The sequence below is a fragment of the Acidobacteriota bacterium genome, assembly GCA_020349885.1.
In the GTDB taxonomy this organism is placed as follows: domain Bacteria; phylum Acidobacteriota.
Window position 1 is genome coordinate 1,086,612 of the sequence record CP070701.1, and the last position, 24,056, is coordinate 1,110,667.

The following is a 24,056-nucleotide window of genomic DNA, read 5'->3' on the forward strand; positions in this document are numbered from 1 at the left end:
ATGGGGGAAGGATTCTACCGTCATGACGTGCCCATCCTGCCATCAAGAAAACGCCGAAGGCCTCAAATTCTGCGGCCACTGCGGCACGCGCCTCTCCCGCACCACGGCCTGCTCCAAGTGCGGTTTCGACAATCCAGACTTTCACAAGTTCTGCGGCGAGTGCGGCACGCCCCTTTCGCCGGCGGCTGCCCCGGCGCCTGCGCCGCCACCCGCTCCCGCACCTGCCGCCGCGACTCCCCCGCAACCGAGCGAGGAACCGGTCACCCCCACCTCCCTCGCCGCTTCCCGAATGACGGGAGAGCGGCGGCAGGTGGCCGTCCTTTTTGCGGATGTCGTCGGATTTACGGCCATGAGCGAGAGCATGGACCCGGAGAACGTGACCGACATCATGAACCGCTGCTTCGAGCGCCTCGAAAAGGACATCAAGCGCTACGACGGCACGATTGACAAGTACATGGGCGACTGCGTGCTCGCGGTGTTCGGCGCGCCCATCTCCCACGAAAACGACGTGGAGCTTGGGCTCCGCGCCGCACTCCAGATGCGCGACTCGCTCGAGGTTCTGAATAAAGGCCTTGAGGTCAAGTTGAACCTTTCGCTTGGCATCACGGCCGGCGAGGTCATCGCGGGCCAGGTGGGCGGCAAGGAAAGCAAGTCCTACACCGTGATGGGGGATACGGTCAACGTGGCGCAGCGCCTCCAAGGCGCGGCCGCCCCGGGGGAGATCCTGGTGTCAGCGGCCGCGCAGCGCCTCACGCGCCACCTCTTTGAGTTCGAGCAGCGCGAGCCCGTGCGCGTCAAGGGCAAGGCCGAGCCGGTGCCCGCCTACGCGCTGCAGGCCGTGCAGACGACCGTGCTGACGGAGAGCACTCTCCCTCCCCTCATCGGGCGCACGCGCGAGTGGAACACCCTGCGCGGCTGGACCGAAGAGGTCATCGAGACGCGCAAAGGCAAACTGGTGTCCATTGTGGGTGAAGCGGGCATCGGGAAGTCTCGCCTCAAATACGAGCTGAAGCAGTGGCTGCGCGAAAAAAACATTCCCCTCCCCGAAGGCCGCGCGGAGCGCAGGGGCGAAGCCCGCAGCTACGCCCCGTTCGTGGACATGCTCCGGCAAATTTTTTCCATCCAGCCCGAGGACAGCAAGGCCACCACCAAGGAGTGCCTCGAGAAGGAGGGCGCCGCGATGGGGCTTCATTCCGTCGAGATTCAATCGATCGGGGAGCTCCTTGCAGTCGAATTCGAAGAGGCGACGTTCAGCCACCTCGACGCCAAGGGGCGCAAGACGACGACGTTTCTCGCCGTGCGCAAAATCGTAAACCATCTCGCCGCGCAGGGGCCGCACGTGTTTATTTTCGAGGACCTGCAATCCCTTGACAAGCTGTCGTTCGATCTTCTGGAGTTCCTGCTGCCCCTGGTCGAAACGCAACCCATCCTCGTTGTATGCCTTTATCGTCCCACGTTCACGCACACGTGGGGCCGTTACGAATTTTACCAGCGCATATATCTGAAGGAGCTTTCGCCCGCGGACACCGACGCCCTGGTCGAGCACCACGCCAAGGCGAAAATCCACGCCGAGATCAAGGCCATGATACGCGAGAAGACGCAGGGCAATCCCCTCTACGTCGAAGAGGTGGTGCGCACGCTCCGGGAGGAAATTCCCGATTTCGCGGAAAGCTCTCCCGAAAAACTCAAGCGCCTCATCACACAGCGCGTGCCGACCTCGGTGCAGGGCATTGTCGCCGCGCGCATGGACCGCCTCTCGCCGGACGTGAAGTTTGCGCTGCAGGCGGCTTCGGTGATCGGGCGGGAGTTTTCGCACAAACTCCTCCTGCGGCTTCTTCCGGTGCAGGACGCGCTCGAGGACTGGCTGGCCATCCTGGCCGAGCGCGGCTTCATCTACGAGCGCCCCGGAGCCAAGGAGCGCGAGTTCGTCTTCAAACACACCTTCGTCCAGGACGTGGCCTACCGGATGCTTCTTCAGAAGCACCGGGCGGAACTCCACAGTGCCATCGCCGAGTCCATCGAAGACCTTTACAAGGAGCAGCTCGAGGAATATTACGAGCGGCTCGCCCACCATTGCCAGGAAGGCGGGCAGCCCCTCAACGCGGCCGCCTACTGGCTCAAGTCCGGCGACCGCTCGCGGGGGCTCTACGATAACGAGCGTGCCACCACTCACTACAACCGCGCACTGGCGCTCCTCGAGAAAGCGGAGTCGAAAGGAGACGCGTCGTGGACCAAGCGGTGCGCCCAAGCCCTGCTGGGGCGCGGGCTTTCCCATCAGCTGCTCGGGCACTACGATGACGCCGCGCGGGACTACGAAAAGGCCGGCGCCCTGGCGCGCGAAGTAGGCGACTCGACCCTGCTCGTTGACGTGCTCGACCGCCACGCCGAGGCGCACCATTTCATGGGAGCTTTCAACCAGGCCATCGTCCTCGGGCAGCAGGGGCTGGAGGAGGCAAGGCGAACGGACTACAAGCTCGGCATCGCCCGATGCCTCCGGGTCATCGGCATCGCCTATCACGGCCTGGGCGACGCCGAGAAGTCGCAGCAGTACCAGCAGGAAGCACGCACCATCTTTGAGGACTCGGGCAACAAGTACGAACTCGCGAGCGTGCTCAGCAACCTGGGCGTGCTGTTCACCGACCGGGGCGAGTACCTTGAGGCGCTCGCCTATTTGACGGAGTCGTTGCACATCCTCGACGAGCTTCAGGACAAGCTGGGACTCGCCTCGTGCTACAACAACATCGCGAGTCTGCACCGGTTCCTGGAAAATTTCGAGGACGCCGTTCAGAACTTCGAAGAGTCCCATGCCCTGAGCCTTGAGACCGGCTCCGCTTACGGCATCGCCCGCAACCTCATCGACATGGGGGAGCTGTACCTCGCCATGGGGGAGAAGGAGCAGGCCGAGCATGCGCTTGCCGAGGCGCTTCGCATGGCGCGCGAAGACAACCTCAAGCCGCTCGTGGCCGACGCCATGGTGCTTCACGGCGTCGTGCGCGCCCAAGCGGGCGAGCGCAACGCCGTGACCGACATCTTGGAGGGCATCCACCTCGCCGAGACCCTGATGAAGCCCAACACCACGCTCTGGGCCAAATACTACCTGGGCGAGCTCTACCGCGAGTGGGGAGACACGGAGAAGGCAAGCCGCCTCCTGGCGGAAGCCGCCGAGCTGGCGCAGAAGATCCACATGCTTCACTACGAGAACAAAAGTCGCGAGGCGCTCGCGGCCATGGGGGCGGCTAAGGCGACGTCCTATGCGGCGCCGTCCGCCGGGCAGGAGTAGGCTCATGGAACCGCCGACCGCCACTCCCCGATAATGCCGGGGCAAGGGTGTTTGATTAAAGTCTGGGATCGGCTCTTCTTCATTACCGCCCGTCAGAAAAAACCATGAGCTATCTCCTTGAGGAGATTCGTCGGGAATTTCCCCTTACGAAAGAGTGCACCTACCTTAACGCGGCGAGCGAAGCCCCGGCGCCCCTTGGGGCTCTGCGCGTGATGCTGGAAATTTTGGAGCGGCGGAAGAACCCGTCCCGCTTCAAGGTCGCGGAATATTTCGACGTTCCCCGGCGGGCGCGCGAGGCGGCGGCGCGCCTCTTGGGAGTTTCTTCGGAGACCGTTTCCCTGACGTCGTGCACGGGCTACGGCATCAACATGGCCGCGCAGGGCGTAGCGCTTAGGCCCGGCGACGAGATCCTGCTGGTCGAGGGGCAATTCCCCGCGAACGTCTATCCCTGGCTTCATGCGGCGCGTGCAGCGGCGGCGACGGTGCGATTCGTCCCCGCTCCAAGCGATGTGCTGAGCGCCGGCGCCTTCGAGCAGGCCGTGACGCCGCGCACGCGGGTGCTCGCCTTCGACTGGGTGCAGTTCTCGACGGGCGTCCGCGCCGACACCGAAGGCATCATCGCCATGGCTCGAAGGCACAGCGTCTTTACCGTCGTGGACGCGGCGCAGGGCCTGGGCGCTCTTGAGTGGCGGGGGCCCCTGCCGGACGTCCTGGCCGCTCCGGGACACAAGTGGCTTCTCTCGCCCATGGGCACGGGAGTGCTCTACGTGTCCGACGAGGCGCGAAAACACCTGCGCCCACCCCTCGCGGGGTGGAGGGCGTTTCTGAAGGAGGATTCGTTCGACGACCTGACGCGCTACGATTACGCGCCGCCTTTTGATGGACGCGCCTTCGAGGTCGGCTCGCCGCCCCTCGATCATTTCGCGGCCTTTGCCTCATCGCTCGAATACCTCCGGTCCGTAGGCATCCCCGCCATAGAGGCCCATATCAAGCAAATCGTGAAGCCCATTCTTGAGCGGCTCCGTGAGGCCGGCTTCAAGGTGTGCGGCGCGGAGGATGTTGAAGAACGCTCGGCCATCGTATCGTTCGAGCGGCCGGGGGAAGACCTCAAACCGCTCTACCGCCGCCTTCTCGGGGCGGGCGTCGTCTGCGCCTTTCGCGAGGGACGCATTCGCCTGGCGCCGCACCTCTACAACGGCGAGGACGACTTGGCGCGCACGATGGAGGTCTTGTTTGGCGCGGCCGGCAGTTGACGTATGTCTCACCGCTACGTATAATGCCGACGGGCGCTTATAAGGGAATCCATAACCGAGAAGCCTATGTCAGCATTCGTAGAAAAAGGGAAAATCTGGTTCAACGGGAAGTTCGTGGACTGGAAGGACGCGAAAATCCACGTCCTTTCCCATGCGCTGCACTACGCCTCCTCCATGTTCGAAGGCGCCCGCTGCTACAACACGGCCAAGGGCCCAGCGGCCTTCCGCCTCGACGCCCACATCCGCCGCCTTTTCGACTCGTGCAAGATTTACCGCATGCCCGTTCCCTATTCCGAGGAGGAATTCTCGCAGGCCGTCCTCGAAACCATCCGCGTCAACGAGCTCAAGGAGTGCTACATTCGTCCCATCATTTTCCGGGGCTACCACAGCCTCGGCGTCAATCCTTTTCCGTGTCCCGTCGAGTGCGTCATCGCCGTGTGGGAATGGGGCGCCTATCTGGGGCAGGAGGCGCTCGAGAAGGGGGTCGACGTGATGGTTTCCTCTTGGAACCGCATGGCCCCGAACACATTCCCGGCCATGGCCAAATGCAGCGCGAATTATATCAACTCGCAGCTCATCAAAATCGAGTCGATGGAGAACGGCTTCGCCGAGGGCATCGCGCTCGATCCGGACGGCTGCGTGAGCGAGGGAAGCGGCGAAAACATTTTCGCGGTGAAGGACCGGAAGATCTTCACCCCGCCCCTGTCGTCCTCCATCCTGCCGGGCATCACGCGCGATACGGTCATCACGCTTGCCCGGGACCTCGGCTACGAGGTGCAGACCATGCGCATACCGCGCGAGATGCTCTACATCGCCGACGAAGTCTTCTTCACGGGAACGGCCACCGAGATTGCCCCCATCCGCTCGATTGACCGAATTCCCATCGGCTCGAACGGCCGCGGCCCCGTCACCGAGCACCTTCAGAAGGAGTTTTTTGGAATCCTGCGCGGGGAACGCCCCGACCGGCACAAATGGCTTGCGTACGTGTACGCGTAGCATGGACGTTTTTTTCGCTTGCAGGCATGAGGGCCCAAAGAAGGATTTGATAACCCGCGGGCCGCAGTGTATCATGGTACCTCGAAAGGGAGATAGAACCGATGCAGATTAACGAAATCATCAAGACCGCCGTCGAACGGGGCGCCTCGGACCTTCACCTGAAGGTCGGCAGCCATCCCATCATTCGCATCAACGGGAAACTCTCCCCGATGGCCGACATGAAGCGCCTCATGCAGGAGAACACCATCGCGATGGCGTTCTCCGTCATGAACTCGAAGCAGAAGCAGAAGTTCAAGAAGAATCACGAGATTGACATCGCCTACAGCGTTCCCGGGGTCGGCCGCTTTCGCTGCAACATCTTCCAGCAGCGCGGCACCATCGGGCTCGTGCTGCGCGTCATCCCCGTGAAAATCCTGAGCTTCCGCGAGCTGCTGCTTCCTCCGGTGCTCGCCCAAATCTCCGAGGAAACCCGCGGCCTCATCCTCTGCACGGGGACGACGGGATCGGGCAAGTCCACGACGCTCGCAGCCATGATCGACTACGTCAATTCGACGCGCGTCGAGCACATCATCACCATCGAGGACCCCATCGAATTCCTGCACCGCGACAAGAAGAGCATCATTAACCAGCGGGAGGTGGAGGTCGACACGAAGAGCTTTTCGGGCGCCCTGCGCTCCGCGCTGCGCCAGGACCCGGACGTGATTCTCGTGGGCGAGATGCGCGATTACGAAACCATAGAAACGGCCCTCACCGCGGCCGAGACGGGCCACCTCGTGCTTTCGACGCTCCACACGGTCGACGCCACGGAAACCATCAACCGCATCATCTCGGTCTTCCCGCCGCACCAGCAGAAGCAAATACGGCTCCAGCTCGCCGGCATCATCAAGTCCATCATCTCGCTGCGCCTGCTTCCCAAAGCCGACGGCGCCGGCCGCGTGCCCGCCGTCGAGGTCATGCGCTCCACGGCCTACATGCGCGACTGCATCATCACGCCGGAAAAAACCAACATGATACGCGACGCCATCGCGGCCGGCGTTTCCCAGTACAGCATGCAGACCTTCGACCAGTCGCTCTTCCGCCTGTACTCCGATAACCTCATCACCCTCGACACGGCGATGCGCTACGCGTCGAACGCCGACGAGTTCAAGCTCAAGATCCAGGGCATCGAGTCGTCGGCCGACAAGGCGCGGGAGGAAATGGAAAAGGAGATGAAGACGGGGACTCAGGAAGAGGACGTGTTCGGCGATGACTCGCCCTTCCAGTTCTCGAAGCTTTGACGGCGCTCCGCGTCTCCAAGGGCAACCGCGGTAAAACACAAACGCCCGGCCCCGCGCGTCTGGACGCGTCCCCACAAGCCCAGGCGAGGAACTACGTTCTCCGCGCTCTCGCGCGAAGGGACCATCCCCGCGCGGCGCTCGCTCGAAAATTGCGCGAGAGGGGCTTTCCGAAAGCCGTCGTCCGTCGCGTGCTGGACGAATGCGTTCGGCAGAAGCTGCTCGACGACCGGCGCTTCGCCGCACGCTACGTCCACACGGCGCTCACGCTCCGGGGGTACGCCCCGGCGCGCATTCGCCGGGAGCTTCTCCGGAAGGGAATCTCCAACCCCATTGCTTCCCAGGCCCTTGAGGGCATAGACGAGGAGGCGGAGGCGGAAGCACTCCGGCGGGCCGTCGAGCGTCGCGTCCGTACCCTGGCCCCTCCCCGCACGCCGGAGGCGCGCCGCCGGTGGATAGCGTACCTGCGGCGCATGGGATTCCGCCCCTTGCGCATCCGCGAAGCGCTCGACTCCCTCGAAAAGTGAGAGGCCGACGAGACTTGCCGCTCCCGGGGTGCTCGAAAAAAATCCTTATCTCTTGAGGCATTGCTTTCCAATCCTATTTTTCCATGCCGGGATCGGGGAGAGGGGGCACAATTTGCGCTTTTTCTCAGGGCTGGTATCATGGTAAAAATGAGACACTCGATAATACCTAAAGGTATCATGGGTGGAGTTGTTGGACTGATTGTTGCGAACGTTGCCTACGCCGATCCCGGGCCCCGGATCGCGGACCTTACGATGCGCGAGCAGGGCGGCGGCGTCGAGGTGTCGTTCCATGTCCTCAACGCCTTCACGGACGAGGTGCGGAAAAGGATCGAAAGCGGTATTCCCGTTTCCTTCACGCACCACATCCAGGCCATAAATCCGCGATGGTGGTGGTGGAATCGCAAGGTGGTCGCGCGGGCGGTCGTGACGACGGTGCGCTTCGACCCGCTCACGCACCAGTACCATCTCACGCGCGAGCAGGACGAACGCACGGTGGACGAATGGTCCACGGACGAATTCCAGGAGGTCACGCTCTGGATGACGCGGCTTGAGAACGTTCAGCTTGAAATTCCGCCCGAGGAGCGCGGCCGCATTACACACATTCGGGTGCGCACGGAGATTCTGGGGCGGCGCCTCCTCCACGTGCTTCCCTGGCCGATCGAAACGCCCTGGGCGCAAATTCGGCTTTCCAAACCATGAGCGCGGAAGAATCCGTCCGGAAAGAAGATCTCGAGGAGCGGCGCCGCCGGCAGAGGCTCGCCTATCGCATAGCAACGCTTGGCATCGCTCTGCTCCTCGCGGTGGCCCTGGTGTTCGGCGGACTGGTGCGCTCGCACCCCGAGTGGTTCGAGGCGCTGTCTTCGGAAGGGATTCTGCTCTACGCCGTCACCTCCCTGAACATCATCCTCATCGCCGCGCTTCTCTTTATTCTCTTTCGCAATCTTGTCAAACTTGCCGTCGAACGGAAGCGGGGCATCCTCGGCGCGCACTTTAGAACGAAGCTCCTGTGGGCCTTCCTGCTCATTGCCATGGTGCCGTCGATCGGGCTTTTCTGGGTGGCGCGTGACCTCATAGGGAAAAACATCGAGAGCCTTTTCAACCCCCCGATGGAATCGGTGCTCTCGAACGCGTTCCACATTGCGGAGTCTTACTATGAACAGGCCAAGCACATGGCCGTCGCTGAAAGCGAACGCCTGAGCGCCGAGCTGGCGGGCCCGCTCGCGCGGGGTGACCGCTCGGCCCTCCGGAAAGCGCTCCGGCGGGAGCAAAGCTTTCCCGGAGTGCGCCGCGCCGCGGTGTACAAGCCTTCGGGAGACGTCTCCGCTTCATGGCTTGCCGAGGGAGAATCCGACGTGCTTCTTTTGAGCAAGGATATCGAGAAGCTCCGCCGCGGCGAGCGCGTCGTGCGCTGGAGCGAGCCGGACCGAAATCGCCTCCTCGTGCTCACCCCCATCCGCCGCGGCGGCGCGCTCCGGGGCGTTCTGGCGTTTGAGACCGCCATGGCGGGAAACCTTTCCCGGAAGGCCGTCCTCCTGGGCGAGCAGTACAAAGCCTACAAGCAGCTGAGCCTCCGCAAGCGCACCATCAAGCACAGCCGCGTCTGGACGTACGGCACGATATATCTTCTGATTATTTTTTCCGCCTGCTGGCTGGGTCTCTACCTGGCCCGGGTCATCACGAAGCCCATCGAGGCCCTCCTTGAGGGCACGCATGCCGTTTCCACGGGACGTTTCGACTATCGCGTGGAGGTGGAGGCGGCCGACGAGCTGGGTCTCCTGGTGCAGTCGTTCAACGAGATGACGCGTGAGGTCGCTTCTTCGAGAGAGGCGCTTGAGCGTTCCAAAGAGAGCCTTGAGCAGGCGAACGTTGAGCTCGAGGCGCGCCGGCGAAACATCGCGGCCATACTGGAAAACATTCCAACGGGCGTCATCTCCATAAGCGCGGACCGCTCGATCCTCTCGGCCAACGGGGCGGCGCGTGAAATTTTAGACCTGAATCCCTCGGAGCCCATCGAAGGCATGGCGGCCGAGTTCCTGTTCCGCCGGCTGGGCGTGAAAGAAATCTGGCATGCGCTCGAAGACTTTATCAAAAACCCCGCCCAGCCCTTCCAGCGCCATCTTGCCCTTGTCCTTCCCGCGCGCACGGTGCGGGTGATCCTGAGCGCCGTGGCCTCCCAGACGCTTCAGCGTGGGGATAGGTCCGCGGGCGCCATCTTGGTGCTCGAGGACGTGACCGAACTCAGCCGGGCCCAGAAAATGGCCGCCTGGCAGGAGGTGGCCCAGCGGATGGCGCATGAGGTGAAAAATCCGCTCACACCCATCCACCTTTCGGCGCAGCGCATTCTTAAAAATTACCGCCCCAACGACGCGGATTACGAGCGCCTCGTGCGCGAATGCGTCGCGTGCATCGTCGAGGAAGTGAACGCCCTCAAAGCCTTGGTGGACGAGTTCTCCCGCTTCGCACGGCTTCCCGCCCCCCAGCCGGTGGACATGAATCTGGAGGAATGCATCGATTCGGCGCTCGTTCTCTACGAAGGGCACCACGAAAACCTCTCGTTTGAAAAGCGCGTTCCGAAGAATCTTCCCCTGGTGAAGGGGGACCCCGAGCAGTTCAAGCGCGCCCTCGTGAATCTTCTGGAAAACGCCGTCGAGGCCACCAACAGGCGGGGAGCGATCACGGTGACTGCTTCCTTTGACGAGGAGCACCACATCGTGCGCGTCGAAGTGCGGGACACGGGACGCGGCGTTTCTCCCGAGGAGCGCGAAAAACTCTTCCTTCCCTACTTCTCCACGAAGGCGAAAGGCATGGGCTTGGGGCTTGCCATCGTAAGCCGCATCGTCTCGGACCACAGCGGCCGCATCACCGTATCGGAAAACGTTCCTCAGGGGAGCGTCTTCACCGTGGAGATTCCCGCGTAGAGGTTTCCTCCGATGCCACAGCGCGAACGCATTCTCATCGTGGACGACGAAAAGGGCATTCAAACGTCCCTGCTCGGCGTCCTCCGGGACGAAGGCTACCGGGCCGAGGCCGTCGGTTCGGGGGAGGAATGCCTCGAGCGCTTGAAGGAGCACGCCTACGACGCTATCGTCCTCGACGTCTGGCTTCCCAAGATGAGCGGACTCGACGTGCTCGAACACCTCCACAGGGATTCGTTCGAGGGCGCCGTCCTGATGATCTCGGGCCACGGCTCGATCGAGATGGCCGTCAAGGCCACGCGCATGGGCGCCTGCGATTTCATCGAAAAGCCTTTCTCGGTCGAGAAGACGCTGCTCGCCATCCACAACGCCATTATGCACAACCGGCTCGTGCGGGAGCACCGCTCGCTTCGCAGACGCTACGCCGCCGAGCCTTGCCTTGTCGGCGAAAGCGAGAGTATGCAGCGCCTGCGCCGCGACCTGGAGCGCGCCGCGGCCTCCTCGGCGAGCGTGCTCCTTACGGGCGAAAGCGGCACGGGCAAAGAACTCGCGGCCCGCCTGCTCCACGCCCAGAGCGACCGCAAGGACGGCTCCTTCGTGGAGCTGAACTGCGCTGCGCTTCCCGACGAGCTCATAGAGAGCGAGCTCTTCGGTTACGTCAAGGGCGCCTTTACGGGAGCCACGACGCACAAGCCGGGGAAGCTCGAAGCGGCCGACGGCGGCACGTTGTTCCTCGACGAGGTGGGCGACATGAGTCTTAAAACGCAGGCCAAGGCGCTCCGCGCCATCGAGGAGCGGCGCTTTATGCGCGTGGGCGGCGCGCGCTTCATCGAGGTGGACGTGCGCGTGCTCGCCGCGACCAACAAGAATCTCCTCGATGAGATCCGGGCCGAGCGCTTCCGCGAGGACCTGTACTTCCGCCTGAACGTTATTCCCATTTCCCTTCCCCCCCTCCGCCAGCACACGCAGGATATTCCCCTGCTGGCGCGCCATTTCATGGAAACGCTCGCGCGGGAATACGGCCGCCCGCCCAAGGCGTTCTCCGAGGAGGCGCTCGCGCGCATGAAGCGTTACCGCTGGCCGGGCAACGTCCGGGAGCTCCGAAACGCCATCGAGCGCCTTCTCATCATGGCACCCGGGGACGCGGTGGAGGCCTCCGATCTTCCGGCCGCCGTGCAAGGGAGCCCCGCGGACGGGGCGGATACCTTTTATGACTCGAACCTTTCGCTGCGCGAGGCGCGCGCCGCGTTCGAGAAGGCGCTCATTTCGGCGCGCCTCGAAAAATGCGGCGGAAACGTCAGCCTCACGGCCTCGCGACTCGGCGTGGAGAGAAGCCATCTTTACCGCAAGCTTCGCGCCTACGGGATTTCACCAAACGAGCAGCCGGAGTAGCCAGAAGACGCGCCATGGTTTTCATCAACTACACAATGAAGCAGCTTGCCGCGAAGATTGTCTACTTCGGCCCGGGCCTGAGCGGCAAGACCACCAACCTCAAGCAGGTTTACCTCAAGACTGCGCCCGCCTCCCGAGGAGAGCTCGTGAGCCTCGAGACGGACGCCGACCGGACGCTCTTCTTTGACCTTCTTCCCATCGAGGTAGGCATCATCGGGGGCTTTCAGACCAAGTTCCAGCTCTACACGGTGCCCGGCCAGGTGCACTACGAAAGCACGCGAAACCTCGTCTTGAAGGGTGTGGACGGACTGGTGTTCGTCGCGGATTCGCAGAGGGAGATGCTCGAGGCGAACAAGGAAAATCTCGGAAAGCTCTATCGGAGCCTGGCGCAGGTGGACATCGACTCGAACGAAGTCCCGATGGTGTTCCAGTACAACAAACGCGATTTGCCGAACCTCCTTTCGGTCGACGAGCTGAACGCCGAACTAAATCCGCGGGGATGCCCATACTTCGAAGCGGTCGCCGAGCAGGGAAAGGGCGTCTTTGAGACCCTCAAAGGCATCACGAAGCTGACGCTCAAGTCCGTCAAGGCGAAGCTCGCGGCGCCGTCGGCCGCCCAGGCAAAACCGAAGCCCGCTGCGGCGGCGCCTCCGCCGCCCCCTCCGCCGCCCGAGGAAGCGCCCGCGCCGAAGGAGCGCGAGCGAGTGCCGCTTACCATGCTGCGCGACGTGCCCGACGAGCAGCTTGAGCAGCACCGCGAGGCGTCGTTTCCAAGCGAAGCGGACGGGGTGGTAAGCGCCGCGGAAGAAGAGCTCGCCGAGGAGGAAGAAGGACTCTCCGAGAAAACCTCAGCCGGGCCGGCGGAAGAAAAAGAATTCGAGAAGAAGCAGGAGGAGGAGCTTTTTTCGGACTTCTTTAAGAAGGAAGGAGCTGGCGAAGCACAGGAGGAAACCGCCGTGGAGGAGGAGGAAGAAGAGGCAGGTGAAAAGAAGGAAGATGTGGAATTCGCCGAGCTTGACGAAGGCGCCATGCTCGAAGAGCCGGAGTTCTCGCCCCAGGTGGATGAGGACTTCGTGACCGTGCACTTCGAGCAGGCCCGGGGAAAACAGGCCAGGCCGCCCAAGGCAAAAGCCGAGGATCTGGACCCCGACATGGGGCTTCCGGTGCGGCACGTTGCGGTGGATCGTACGACCGACATCCAAAAGACGCTCGAAGAGCTTGTTCAGATGGCCGTGGGGCCGTCCCGTTCGCGCAAGGGCAAGCGCGCCGGAAGCGCCCGCCGCCGACCGCGCGGAAAGCGGAAGACCAAACCTGCCCGGACGAAGAAAATCGATGGGGATTTCGACATCACCGTTCCGCGGCAGAGGTTCGACGGGACCAAATACCTGCGCTTCGACATCGTCTTCGACGGGGAGCGCCCCATGCGCGTCCGGGATGCCTTCGTCGTCGATGTGGACGAAATCGAGGGGGTGCGCAACCTCCTCCTGCGCCTGAACGTGGACATCAAGGCGAAGAAGAAAAAGAAGAGATAGTAGTAGGGCGGAAAGAGCAAAAACCGGTCGCGGCGATTTTTTCCGCCCGAACGGCTTCGGGGGAAAGCGGCCGGTGCGTGTCTACCGGCCGCCCGTGCTATTGTCCTAACGACGCCGCTTGCGCTTCGGAGGCTGTGGCACGTCGTAAGGAAACGCCAGGTGAAAACTCTCGCCGCCCAGATGAAGCCAGGCGCAGTTCACTACAGCGCTCTTCGTTTTTTTCGTAGGAAGCGGCTCGAACACCAAAAGGCGCGAGGAGGCGCTGCCCGGCGGGAGCGTCTCCGGCTGAAGCCAGAAATGCTTTTCGAGCAGGGGCTGGGCGTCAGCGAGCGCCTGCGGGCGCGCCCTGAGGAGCATATAGAGGTCGGCGTAGTCGAGGGGCTTGATGCCTCCGATGCGGTTGGTCTTGATCGTGATGAAGCCGGGATTGAAAACCAGGGACGCCTGCGAGTGATTCTGGAGCGTGAGTGCGAACAGGAGGAAGAACGACGAGGTACCGTCGGGAGAGAACAAGAGTTGCCGCCGCCCCGTGCACTCTTCGAAGAAGGCGGCTTCCTCGCTGGGCATGACCTGGCGGAGGGTGGCGCGAACGCCGAGAGCTTCATAAACGATGACGCGCCCCTCGACCCGGTAGGGGGCCGCGACCGGTGCGGGAACGAGGGGCTCCGTTCCCTTGGGTTGCGCAAGCAGGATCGCCCCCGTCCAAAGCACGCAGACCGCCGCGGAAATCATGGAAGTAGAATACCTTTCATTAAGCCCGCGTCAAGGCCGCGCCAGCCGGAATCGTCCCCGCGGCGCGGTCCACCGAGTGGTTTGCGGAAAGAAGTCAAGATTTTTCGTCGGCGAAAACCTTGCCGTCCCGCAGACGGACGATGCGGCGGGCGCGGCGGGCTATTTCCTCCTCATGGGTCACGACGATGAGCGTGTTGCCCCGGGAGTGGAGGGTGTCGAAGAGTGCCAGAATCTCTCGGCCCGTCGCCGTATCGAGGTTCCCGGTCGGCTCGTCGGCGAGCAGGAGGGACGGGCGGTTGACGAGAGCGCGCGCGATGGCCACGCGCTGGCACTGTCCCCCCGAAAGCTCCGAGGGGCGGTGCCTCATGCGGTCGGCGAGCCCGACCTGCGCGAGCGCCGCTTCGGCGAGCGCGCGGCGCTTGCGGAGCGGCACCTTGGCGTAGATGAGCGGAAGCTCCACGTTGGCGAGCGCGGCCGCGCGCGCCAGGAGGTTGTAGGTCTGGAAGACGAAGCCGATCTCGCGGTTGCGAATCTCGGAGCGCTCGTCCTCCGTGAGCTCGGTCACCTCGGTGCCGTTGAGAACGTACCGGCCGGCGGTGGGCGTGTCGAGGCAGCCGATGAGATTCATGAGCGTGCTCTTTCCCGAGCCCGACGGGCCCATGATGGCCACGTAGTCGCCCCGGTCGATCTGGAGGCTCACGCCGTCCACGGCGCGGACGACCGTCGCGCCCATCGCGTAGTGCTTGACGAGGTTTTCGATGGCAATCAGCACGGGTAGATTATACCGCGGCCGAAAGGGCGGCGGGACTTTGGGCCGCCTCGCGCGTTTCAGTATAGATTGATATAATTGAGCAAATGACGTCGCGAACGAGAAAGCGTATCGGGCTTTACGGGACGGCGGCCCTGGCGGCCGGCGTTCTCGTATGGGTTTCCGTTTTCCATTGGATGGGCGATTCCATTTCGGAGAACTACAAGGACGCCGTCGCGGTCGACCGGGGCGAGGTGGCGCTGACGCTGCGCGAGACGGGCACCGTCGAGGCGCGCACGAGCGTGGACGTGCGCTCCAAGGTTTCGGGAAAAATCAAGGGGCTCCGGGTCGAGGAGGGGCAGCCGGTCGCGGAAGGGCAGGTGCTTGCGGTGGTCGAGCCGAGCGTCGAGGAAGCGCTCGGGCTGATCGAGCGCCGCAAGCGCGCGGACGACCTCCGGAAGGACCTGGAGCAGCGCGAACGCGACGTGGAGCGCCTCCGCATGCTTCACGAGCAGGGTTTCATCGCGCGGCAGGCGCTCGAGGAGGCGGAGCTTGAGCACGGAAACGCCAAGCGGAGCTACGAGTTGGAGAAAGTGTGGCTCGAAGCCTTGGAGCAGGAATATCAATTGCCCCCGGGGGGCGGGAATCCCCACGGCATGCTAGCAGACCATCCCGTGGTGTCATCCATGGCGGGCGTCGTCACCGCGATTCCCGTCAAGGAGGGTGAGCTCGTTACCTCGGGCACGACGGGTCTTGCGCGCGAAGGCTCTCTCCTGATGCAGATCGCCGACGTCACGGAAATGGACGTCTCGTGCACAGTGAGCGAGGTGGACGTGGCCAAGCTTCATGAGGGCACTGCCGTCTCGGTGTATCTGCCGCCGGAGCCCGAGCGCGAGTTCCCCGGCCGCGTGGACCGCGTCTCGCCGTCGGGCGTACTCGACGACAAGGGGCTCGTGCGCTTCGAGCTGACGGTTCGCCTCGACGAGGCGAGCCATCCCCTCCTCAGGCCCGGCATGTCATGCACCGTGGACGTCTCCGCCGAACGGGTCGAGGATGCTCTCCGGATTCCCGTTGTTGCGTTCCGCGAGGACGAGGAGGACGAGGCGAAGACGTGGGTGCAGATGGTTCCCGCCGAGGAGGACGAGGAACCGGAGAAGCGCTACGTCGAGCTCGGACTGCGGGGCGACCGCTTCGCGGAGGTTCTCTCGGGGCTTAAAGTTGGTGAGCTCATTCTGGAGCACCCGTCAGGAGGGGAAGGGGAGGAAGAAGAGGACGCGGCTAGGCGGCGGCGGAGACGTCACCGCCACTAGGGCTCCGAACCGTCGTGGGACAAATCGTCGAAGCCGTTCGCCAGGGATTCGGCCAGCTCGTCGCCCACAAGCTGCGCAGCGCGCTGACGCTCCTGGGCATCTTCATCGGCATCGCTGCCATCATCGGAAGCTCCACGCTCCTCGACGCGGTGAACCGCATGGTCATCGGGATGTTCGAGCGGTACGGGAAGCTGAACGTCATGGCCGTCGAGGCCGCGTTCGGCGTCTACCGGAACGGCCGGTGGCACCGGCACGCGAAAATGTATCCCCTCGACGAAAACGACGGCCATGCCCTGCGGGAAGCCTTTCCCGAAATCATGGACCTGAGCCTTGCGAGGAGGGAGCACGACACGCTCTCCTACGGCGGAACGAGCTATCCCGATACCACCATCCAGGGCGTTTCCGAACGCTTCGGCGCGATGAACAACCTCACAGTCAAGCGGGGGCGCTTCCTCACGGAGAACGACACCGCCCAGTGGGCGCGGGCGGCGGTTCTGAGCGCCCGTCTGGAAGAGGACCTCTTCAGCGGCCGCAACCCTATCGGGGAAGAGCTGCTCATAGGAAAGCAGCGCTTCAACGTGGTTGGCGTTCTCAGTCCTCTTGGCAGCGACACGAGCGAGGAACGCGCCGTCGTCTACATCCCCTACACAACCCACATCCACCGCCTATATGGAAAACGGGGTTTTATGGGCTTCGATTGGGGTCTGGACATCTACATGCAGGTGGAGGACGCGGACGAAATCGAAAAACTCCAGGTGAACGTCAAGCATTTTCTCAAGCGCCGCCACCGGGGCTCCACGCTAGACCATTTCAGAACCTGGAGCGTGGGCGAGTGGCAGGCGGAGGCTCTCGACAACATCAAGGTTCAGGGGTACATCCTCTACGCCGTGGCGGTGCTCTGCCTTCTCACGGGCGGCATCGGCATCATGAACATCATGCTGGTCTCTGTGAGCGAGCGCACTCGCGAAATCGGCCTCCGCAAGGCGGTGGGGGCTAAGAACCGCGACATTCTCGCCCAGTTCCTCATTGAGGCCGTCGTGCTGAGCCTCGTGGGAGGGGTTCTCGGCATCGGGGGCGGCTGGGGCGTCGGGGAGTTCCTGTCCAACATCCTGAAAGCCACGATGGAGGAGGAAGCGTCCCTCCTGAGCGTCCGGCTTAACCTGAGCACCATCGCCGTGGCGCTCGGCACGGCCTCCGGCGTCGCGCTCGTATTCGGCATCTTTCCCGCGCTGAAGGCCGCGCGCCTCAATCCCATCGACGCCCTGCGGTACGAGTAGTCGGCGGGATCTCTTCCGTTTTTGAAAGGGCAGGGCGCCGCGCTTCTGAAATTCCCTTGACTTCGCGCCGCCCATCGTCTATCGTTTCTCTCAGAAAGCCATGCCCACTACGAAGACCGCGAAGAAGGAGCTTCGAAAGACAAAGCGGCAGACGGAAGTCAACCGCCGCAACCGGACGCGCCTGCGCTCGGCGATTAAGAAGCTCCGCGCCCTCATTGCGGCGGGCGAGTCGGAAAAAGCGCGCGCCCTTTGGCCCGAGGTGATGTCCGTCATCGACACCTCGGCCAAGAAAGGCGTCATCCATCACCGCACCGCCGCGCGCCAGAAGTCGCGCCTCTCGGCGGCGCTCGCGCGTCCCACAAAAGCCGCCTGACGTTTTTCGCGGCCGGGAGCTTTCCTACCGGCTAGCGGCCCCTGGTTACCGCTCTCCTGCCCCTAACCTTTTTTCCGTCGGTTCGGAAGCCCGTCCCTCAGCTTCGCCAAAAACGCAAGCGCCTCCACGGGCGTCATCTCCTCGACGTTCGCCTTGCGGAGCGCCTCGAGCGCGTCCGTCTCGACCTCCTGGAAAAGCGACGGTTGCTCCGTGCGCGCCGCGGCGGGGCGGTGCTCACCCTGAAGAAGCGCGGGGCTTCCGTCGAGCAGGAAGGCCCCTTCCTCAAGGTTGCGAAGCACCTCCCGCGCGCGGGCGACCGCGCTCTCGGGAAGGCCCGCAAGCTGGGCCACGTGGATGCCGTAGCTCCGGTCGGCCGCGCCGGGCTCCACCTTGCGAAGGAAGATCACCCGGTCCCGCCACTCCTTGGCGGTGAAGTGCGCGTTCTGCACGCGCGGCAGAACCCTGGCGAGCTCCGTGAGCTCGAGGTAGTGCGTGGCGAAGAGCGTCTTCGCCGCAACGCCCGGGGTCTCGTGAAGGTGTTCCACGATGGCCCACGCGAGGCTCACGCCGTCGAAGGTGCTCGTGCCGCGCCCGACCTCGTCGAGCACGATGAGGCTCCGGGTCGTGGCGCTTCGCAGAATGTTCGCCGTCTCGCTCATCTCCACCATGAACGTGCTCTGGCCGCGCGCGAGGTTGTCCGAGGCGCCGACGCGCGTAAAGACACGGTCGACCAGGCCCACCTCGGCCTCCTGCGCGGCCACGAAGGAGCCCATCTGGGCCATGAGCACCAGGAGCGCCGCCTGGCGCAGGTAAGTGCTCTTTCCGCCCATGTTCGGGCCGGTGATGAGAAGGATCTGGCGCGAGTCGTTGTCGAGCTTGAGGTCGTTCGGGACGAAGCCGTCGCGCGCCGCGATGCGCTCGACCACGGGATGGCGCCCGGCGCGCACCTCGAGGCGCGAGTCTTCCGTGATGCGCGGCCGCACGTAGCCGAAGCGGTGCGCCGCGTCCGCGAGCGCCGCGAGGGCGTCGAGCGCGGCAAGCGCCCTCGCGGTGCGCAGGAGGCGCTCGGCGTGGCGGGCCGCCTCGGCGCGAAGAGAGCAGAAAAGCTCGTACTCGCGCTCGCGGCTCCAGTCCTCCGCGCCCAGAAGCTTCGCCTCGTATTCCTTGAGCTCCGGGGTTATGTAACGCTCGGCGTTGACGAGGGTCTGCCGGCGCTCGTAGTGCGGGGGCGCCTTCGCGGCGCGCGCCTTCGTGATTTCGATGTAATAGCCATGGACGCGGTTGTAGCCTACGCGCAGGGTGTCGATGCCCGTGGCCCGCCGCTCGCGCGCTTCGAGGTCGGAGAGGTATTTTTTTGCGTCGCGCTGGAGGGTGCGCCGCTCGTCGAGCCCGGCGTCGTAGCCCTCGCGGATGAGACCGCCCTCCCGGAGCGCGACGGGCGGCTCGTCCACCAGGGCACGGCCGAGCAGGGCGTGCACGTCTTCGAGAGGATCGAGCGCATCGCGGAGCGTCTCCACGAGGGACGACCGGAAGGGCGCGAGCATGGCGCGCAGGGGGCCGACGGCCTCGAGCGAAACGCGAAGCGCCGCGAGATCCCGCGCGTTCGCCGTGCTCATGGCGATGCGGCCCGTAAGGCGCTCGATGTCGAGGATTCTTTCCAGGCGCTCGCGGAATGCGCCGCGCTCGGTGGGTTTTTTTAGGAATTCCTCGACCGCGTCGAGGCGCGCCTCGATCTCGCGCTTGTGCGCGAGCGGGCGGACCGTCCACTGCCGGAGGAGGCGCCCGCCCATGGCCGTCTCCGTCCGGTCGAGCACCGAAAAGAGCGTCCCCGCCGTTCCCCCGTCTTGAAGGTTGCGGAAAATTTCCAGGTTGCGCTGCGTGGTCGAGTCTAGGACCACCGCGGCGCCCTCGAGCACGTGCACTTCGCGCAGGTGCGGAAGCGGGCGCTTCTGCGTACGGCGCAGGTAGCTCAGGAGCGCCCCGGCGGCCTGAACGGCGAGCGGCCGCTTGACGACGCCGCTCGCCTCGAGCGCCGCCGGGTCCTCGAACTGCTCCCTCATGGAGCGCTCGGCGTCCTTCAGGCGGAAGAGATCCGGAGGAAGCGGCGTGTAGGCCGGGTCGTCCTCGCCTTCGAGCGTAAGGCGGCAGGGGGAGTCTTCCGGGTAAAGAATTTCCTTCGGGGCGAACTGGGCCACCGCGTCCAGAAGCTCCTGCATCTCGCGCGCTTCGAGCACGTGGAACTCGCCCGTCGAGACGTCCACGAAGGCCGCCCCGTAGCCCTTCTTCGTCGAATAGATGCTCGCCAGGAACGCGTTCGCCTTGGGCTCGAGGAGCGCGTCTTCGGTCGCCGTGCCGGGGGTGACGATGCGCACGACGTCTCGGTCCACGGGGCCGCGGGATTCCTTCGGGTCGCTCAGCTGCTCGCAGATGGCCACGCGGTGGCCGCGCTTGACGAGGCGCTGGATGTACGAGTCGGCCGCCTTGGCGGGAAAGCCGCACATGGGCGTCTCGTTCGGCGTTCCCCGGTGACGTGCCGTGAGGGCGAGCTCGAGCTCGCGCGCGCCGAGCTCGGCGTCCTCGTAGAACATCTCGTAGAAATCGCCCAGGCGGAAAAGGAGAATCGCGTCTTTGTGGCGGCTCTTGATTTCGTGGTACTGGCGCAGGATGGGCGTAAGCTCCGACATCGCGAAAGCATGATAGCAGACGCCGCATCCGGGGCGAAGCGGCAGGCTCACCCCAGGCCCGCGTTCCCTTTATTCTTACCGCTTCCTCGTCTATACTGGCGGTTGCAAACACGCATGAGACTTCTTCTTATCGGCGACATCATGGGCCGCCCGGGGCGGCGCGCGGTGCGCGAAGTTCTTCCCGGCCTCATCAAGGAGCGGGGCGTCGATTTCGTCACCGCGAACGCAGAGAACCTCGCGGGCGGCGTGGGCACGACGCGCGAGACCGCCGAAGAGATGTTCTCCGCCGGCGTGGACGTCCTCACGTCGGGCAACCACATCTGGGACAACAAGGAAGTTTTCGACTACATTCGCCAGGAGCCCCGTCTTCTGCGCCCCGTGAACTACCCCGCCGTCCAGCCGGGAGGGGGTAGCCTCGTTGCCCCGGCCCGAAACGGCGCGAAAGTGGCGGTCGTCTCCGCCTCCGGGCGCGTCTTCATGGGGCCGGCGCACTGTCCCTTCGAGACGCTCCCGCCGCTCGTGGCCGAGCTTCGAAAGGAGACGCCGCTCGTCGTGGTCGATTTTCATGGAGAGGCCACTTCGGAAAAGCGCGCCCTGGGCTGGCACCTTGCGGGCACCGTCACGGCGGTGGTGGGCACGCACACCCACGTGCCCACGGCCGACGAGGAGATTCTCGAAGGCGGCACGGCCTACGTGACGGACCTGGGGATGGCGGGCGCCTACGATTCGGTCATCGGGATTCGCAAGGAGGATTCGCTGGCCCGCTTCCGGACGGGACTTCCCGCGGCGTACCATACGGCCAAGGGCGACGTGCGCTTCTGCGCCCTCCTCGTCGAGGCGGATGAGTCGTCAGGCAAGGCGCTCTCCGTGGAGCGCATGTGCCTGCGTCTTGAAGAGCCTTTAACGTAACGGCGCTCTCCCATGGACGAAACTGGTTTCCTGCTCGATTCCCCGTCCCCGGAGCGTGCGGGCGCCCCCGCTTCCGAGCGCCGCGTCTTTACGGTAAGCGAGATCTGCGCCGCCCTCAAAGCTACGCTTCGGGAGACCTTTCGCGACATCTGGGTGCGGGGAGAAATTTCGGGCTACAAGGTCTACGGCTCCGGCCACGGCTACTTCACGCTGAAGGACAAGGACTCCTGCCTCAAGGCGGTGGTGTTTCAGCGCACGAGGACGCGGCTCACCTTCGAGCCTGAGGAAGGCATGGAGGTGCTCGTGCGCGGCTCGCTCGACATGTACGCCCCGCGCGGCGACGCGCAGATAATCGTCGAGGAGATGGAGGTCCGGGGCGCCGGCGCCCTCCTGGCCGCCTTCGAGCAACTGAAGGTGCGCCTCGCTGCGGAGGGCCTTTTCGACCCGGCGCGAAAGAAGGCCATTCCCTATCTTCCGCAAACGATCGGCGTCGTCACCTCGCCCGACGGGGCGGCGCTCCGGGATTTCCTTCGTGTGGCCCACCGCCGCAACCCGAACCTGCGCGTCATCGTCTCGCCCACGCGCGTGCAGGGCCCCGAAGCGAAGGGTGAAATCGTAAGGGCGCTCGACCGCCTCGAAGAGCTGGCGAAAACGACGCCCCTCGACGTCGTGGTCCTCGCGCGCGGGGGAGGCTCCCTGGAGGACCTGTGGCCTTTTAACGAGGAGGCCGTGGCGCGGCGCGTTGCGGCCTGCGCGATTCCCACGGTGAGCGCCGTGGGGCACGAGGTGGATTTTACCATTGCGGACTTTGTGGCCGACCTGCGCGCGGCGACGCCCTCCGCCGCGGCGGAGCGCCTGGCGCCCGAGCGCGCCGCCGTCCTCAACACGCTCGAGAGCTGGGCGCGCCGCCTGGCCCACGGCGCGCGCGCCGTCTTCCACGAGTGCGCGTCCCGCTACGAGCACGCCTTGGCGAGCCGCGGCTTCGACTCGGTGCGCAGCCGCACGGAGGAGGAAATGCAGCGGGTAGACGACCTGGAGAGAGGGCTGCGCGAGAGCCAGCGCGCCCGCACGCATGCCCTGGGCGAGCGCGTGCGCGACGCGCTGCTGAACCTACAGCGAAGCCGACCGGAAGGACGCGCGGCCGAGGCCAAGGAGCGCCTGAGTCAGCTTGCGCTGCGACTCGCCCGGGCGGCGCGCAACGGGCCGGCGAAACACGGCGAGCGCCTCGAGCGCCACGCGGCAAGCCTCAACAACCTGAACCCGCTCGCCGTCCTCGGGCGCGGCTACAGCATCTGCACGGCCGAGGACCGCCGCACCGTGCTCCGCGACACCGCCCGCGTGCGCCTGCTGGACCGCGTCTACGTGCGCCTACACAGGGGAACGCTCGGCTGCGACGTGAGGGAGAAAGAGTAAATATCGCAGTTCGGGACCTCGGACGATTCGTCCCCGTCCCGATTCACGCGTCGCGGCAAGGCGGGCGGCCGTCGGCCTCCCCTTCACCTATTTAGGTTGGAAAGGACCAGCCCGTTTTCCGGGTCGCCTTGACCCGAAGCCCCCGCTTCTTCATGTGCTTGAAGAAGACATCCGGCGACATCGCGCGTTCTGGAGGCAGCACGCCCGCCCCCGTGATCTCTTTCCTGGCTATCATCTGCGCTGCGACGGAGGGCGGCGAGCCGGTGTCGATGTCCACGCCGATGCCCCACGCCGGCATGCCGGACGTGAAGCCGTCCATGACCCACGTCACTTTCTTACCGTTCTCCGTGCCTTTCACGATGGCACGCGAGTTTCTGTATTCCCTGCGTTTGCCGACGGGCCGGGGTGGCGCCTGGTCCATGATCACCTGGTTCACGACGTCGACCGGCCGGACTATAGTGTTACCCACTTGGATGGGAGTGTAGGAGCCGAGACCCACGTTGCGTAAAAGCACCATCCGCTCGATGAAATCGCGTTCGAACGAAAGCTTGTAAGTCACCTCCTTCACGCCCTTTGGCCGGTAAGTGATGGGAAGCGTCGCGATTTCCGAGTGTATGGTGTAGATGAGATGACGTTCGCCGACGGGCGGGGGGAAGCGATACGGCTCGTAGCCGGACAGGGGCTCAATGAACTTGAACTTGCCCTTGGTGTAGATGGTGGATCTGCGGGAAAACTCGTCCATCACGGTATAGAAGGAGAACGCTGCCCTCAGGTACGGGCGGCGGTGGTAGCGAGTGTTATCGCGGAAGCCCCGGCGAATGTGGATTTCGCGCACCTTCTCCATCCGGTCAGCGGCGTCGCGAACCAGAAGGTTGGTGACCCCGGGAGCCGCTCCAATGCCGACGATGGCCAGGCGCTTGATGGCTTTGAAGTGTTTGTGGAGCTTGAGCTGCTTGCGCGTCATGTGGAAGAGCCCGCCCATATCCACGTAGTGGATCTGGGCCGCAAGCGCCGCCTCCATGACGAGAAGGTTATATTGGAAAGGAACGGCGTTGATGACGGCGAAGGCGCCCCGCAAGGCCTTGACGGTCGAGGCGACGTCTTTGACGTCGATCCCCATCGCCCTGACGCGCCGGTTGCGGTACGAACTCGCCACCTCCTTGGCCCTGGCGCGGTCGAAATCCGCGATGATTATCTTGTCGGAAGGCGGACAGGTCTTGACGAGGTCCCTGATCGCTATCTGTCCCATACTGCCTACACCAAGCACTACGTACTTCATAGGTTGTCTCCGCTTTCGCTCTCTCTGTTTCTGTTTCCAACCTGCAGTCCCGCTCGAGCCACCGCTGTTACTTTCGCATCGGTTGTTCTCCCAGGTTTGGCAGGCACTCTCATAGAGGGAAGTTTACCCGAAACATCTTATCCTGTCAAAAATCCGTGATTC

General features: G+C 64.2%; 18 protein-coding genes. 14 read left to right on the plus strand and 4 right to left on the minus strand.

Going from position 1 to position 24,056, the window contains the following annotated elements:
- Positions 1-22: 22 nt before the first annotated feature.
- The 9 genes from JSV08_04685 to JSV08_04725 all read left to right on the plus strand — a co-directional run bounded on the left by JSV08_04685 (position 23) and on the right by JSV08_04725 (position 13,169).
- Entirely contained in the window at positions 23-3,280 is a 3,258-nt protein-coding gene (locus JSV08_04685; protein UCF81713.1) for a tetratricopeptide repeat protein, read from the plus strand.
- Between the two features lie 104 nt (positions 3,281-3,384).
- Entirely contained in the window at positions 3,385-4,533 is a 1,149-nt protein-coding gene (locus tag JSV08_04690) for an aminotransferase class V-fold PLP-dependent enzyme (GenBank protein UCF81714.1), read from the plus strand.
- A gap of 66 nt (positions 4,534-4,599) precedes the next feature.
- Positions 4,600-5,529 (plus strand): branched-chain amino acid transaminase, encoded by a 930-nt coding sequence (locus JSV08_04695; GenBank protein ID UCF81715.1) that lies wholly within the window; start codon positions 4,600-4,602, stop codon positions 5,527-5,529.
- Between the two features lie 101 nt (positions 5,530-5,630).
- Positions 5,631-6,806 carry a type IV pilus twitching motility protein PilT gene (locus JSV08_04700; protein ID UCF81716.1) on the plus strand — a complete coding sequence of 392 codons (1,176 nt, stop codon included), beginning with the start codon at positions 5,631-5,633 and terminating at the stop codon, positions 6,804-6,806.
- Positions 6,803-7,330 carry a regulatory protein RecX gene (locus tag JSV08_04705; protein ID UCF81717.1) on the plus strand — a complete coding sequence of 176 codons (528 nt, stop codon included), beginning with the start codon at positions 6,803-6,805 and terminating at the stop codon, positions 7,328-7,330. Before JSV08_04700 ends, JSV08_04705 begins: the two co-directional genes overlap by 4 nt.
- 177 nt (positions 7,331-7,507) lie before the next feature.
- Positions 7,508-8,029, plus strand: coding sequence for a DUF4390 domain-containing protein (locus JSV08_04710; GenBank protein UCF81718.1), 522 nt, complete (start codon positions 7,508-7,510; stop codon positions 8,027-8,029).
- The gene (locus tag JSV08_04715; GenBank protein ID UCF81719.1) at positions 8,026-10,248 is read left to right on the plus strand and encodes a HAMP domain-containing protein; all 2,223 of its coding nucleotides are present in this window, start codon (positions 8,026-8,028) and stop codon (positions 10,246-10,248) included. The genes JSV08_04710 and JSV08_04715 overlap by 4 nt, the downstream gene beginning before the upstream one ends.
- Before the next feature lie 12 nt (positions 10,249-10,260).
- Positions 10,261-11,637, plus strand: coding sequence for a sigma-54-dependent Fis family transcriptional regulator (locus JSV08_04720; GenBank protein UCF81720.1), 1,377 nt, complete (start codon positions 10,261-10,263; stop codon positions 11,635-11,637).
- Positions 11,638-11,651: 14 nt separating this feature from the next.
- Positions 11,652-13,169 carry a hypothetical protein gene (locus tag JSV08_04725; protein ID UCF81721.1) on the plus strand — a complete coding sequence of 506 codons (1,518 nt, stop codon included), beginning with the start codon at positions 11,652-11,654 and terminating at the stop codon, positions 13,167-13,169.
- A gap of 105 nt (positions 13,170-13,274) precedes the next feature.
- Here the strand turns inward: JSV08_04725 and JSV08_04730 are convergent, their stop codons facing one another.
- Complete coding sequence (locus JSV08_04730) at positions 13,275-13,901, minus strand: hypothetical protein (protein UCF81722.1); 627 nt, start codon at positions 13,899-13,901, stop codon at positions 13,275-13,277.
- 94 nt (positions 13,902-13,995) lie between these two features.
- The gene (locus JSV08_04735) at positions 13,996-14,670 is read right to left on the minus strand and encodes an ABC transporter ATP-binding protein (GenBank protein UCF81834.1); all 675 of its coding nucleotides are present in this window, start codon (positions 14,668-14,670) and stop codon (positions 13,996-13,998) included.
- Positions 14,671-14,756: 86 nt separating this feature from the next.
- Here JSV08_04735 and JSV08_04740 point away from each other — a divergent pair, with 86 nt between their 5' ends.
- From JSV08_04740 to rpsT, 3 genes are all read left to right on the plus strand, one after another.
- Positions 14,757-15,959 carry an efflux RND transporter periplasmic adaptor subunit gene (locus JSV08_04740; protein UCF81723.1) on the plus strand — a complete coding sequence of 401 codons (1,203 nt, stop codon included), beginning with the start codon at positions 14,757-14,759 and terminating at the stop codon, positions 15,957-15,959.
- A gap of 14 nt (positions 15,960-15,973) precedes the next feature.
- A complete protein-coding gene (locus JSV08_04745) occupies positions 15,974-17,236 on the plus strand; it encodes an ABC transporter permease (GenBank protein ID UCF81724.1) in 1,263 nt (420 codons plus the stop codon).
- 100 nt (positions 17,237-17,336) lie between these two features.
- Entirely contained in the window at positions 17,337-17,609 is a 273-nt protein-coding gene (rpsT, locus tag JSV08_04750; GenBank protein UCF81725.1) for a 30S ribosomal protein S20, read from the plus strand.
- Positions 17,610-17,671: 62 nt separating this feature from the next.
- Here the strand turns inward: rpsT and mutS are convergent, their stop codons facing one another.
- The gene (mutS, locus tag JSV08_04755; GenBank protein ID UCF81726.1) at positions 17,672-20,293 is read right to left on the minus strand and encodes a DNA mismatch repair protein MutS; all 2,622 of its coding nucleotides are present in this window, start codon (positions 20,291-20,293) and stop codon (positions 17,672-17,674) included.
- Between the two features lie 114 nt (positions 20,294-20,407).
- On the opposite strand from mutS, the gene JSV08_04760 reads away from it, so the two are divergent.
- Positions 20,408-21,202 carry a TIGR00282 family metallophosphoesterase gene (locus JSV08_04760; protein ID UCF81727.1) on the plus strand — a complete coding sequence of 265 codons (795 nt, stop codon included), beginning with the start codon at positions 20,408-20,410 and terminating at the stop codon, positions 21,200-21,202.
- Between the two features lie 12 nt (positions 21,203-21,214).
- Positions 21,215-22,615: an exodeoxyribonuclease VII large subunit gene (gene xseA / locus JSV08_04765; GenBank protein UCF81728.1), complete on the plus strand. Its 1,401-nt coding sequence runs from the start codon at positions 21,215-21,217 to the stop codon at positions 22,613-22,615.
- A gap of 91 nt (positions 22,616-22,706) precedes the next feature.
- On the opposite strand, the gene JSV08_04770 is transcribed toward xseA, so the two are convergent.
- Positions 22,707-23,894, minus strand: a complete 1,188-nt coding sequence (locus JSV08_04770) for a saccharopine dehydrogenase NADP-binding domain-containing protein (protein ID UCF81729.1) — start codon at positions 23,892-23,894, stop codon at positions 22,707-22,709.
- Positions 23,895-24,056: the final 162 nt, after the last annotated feature.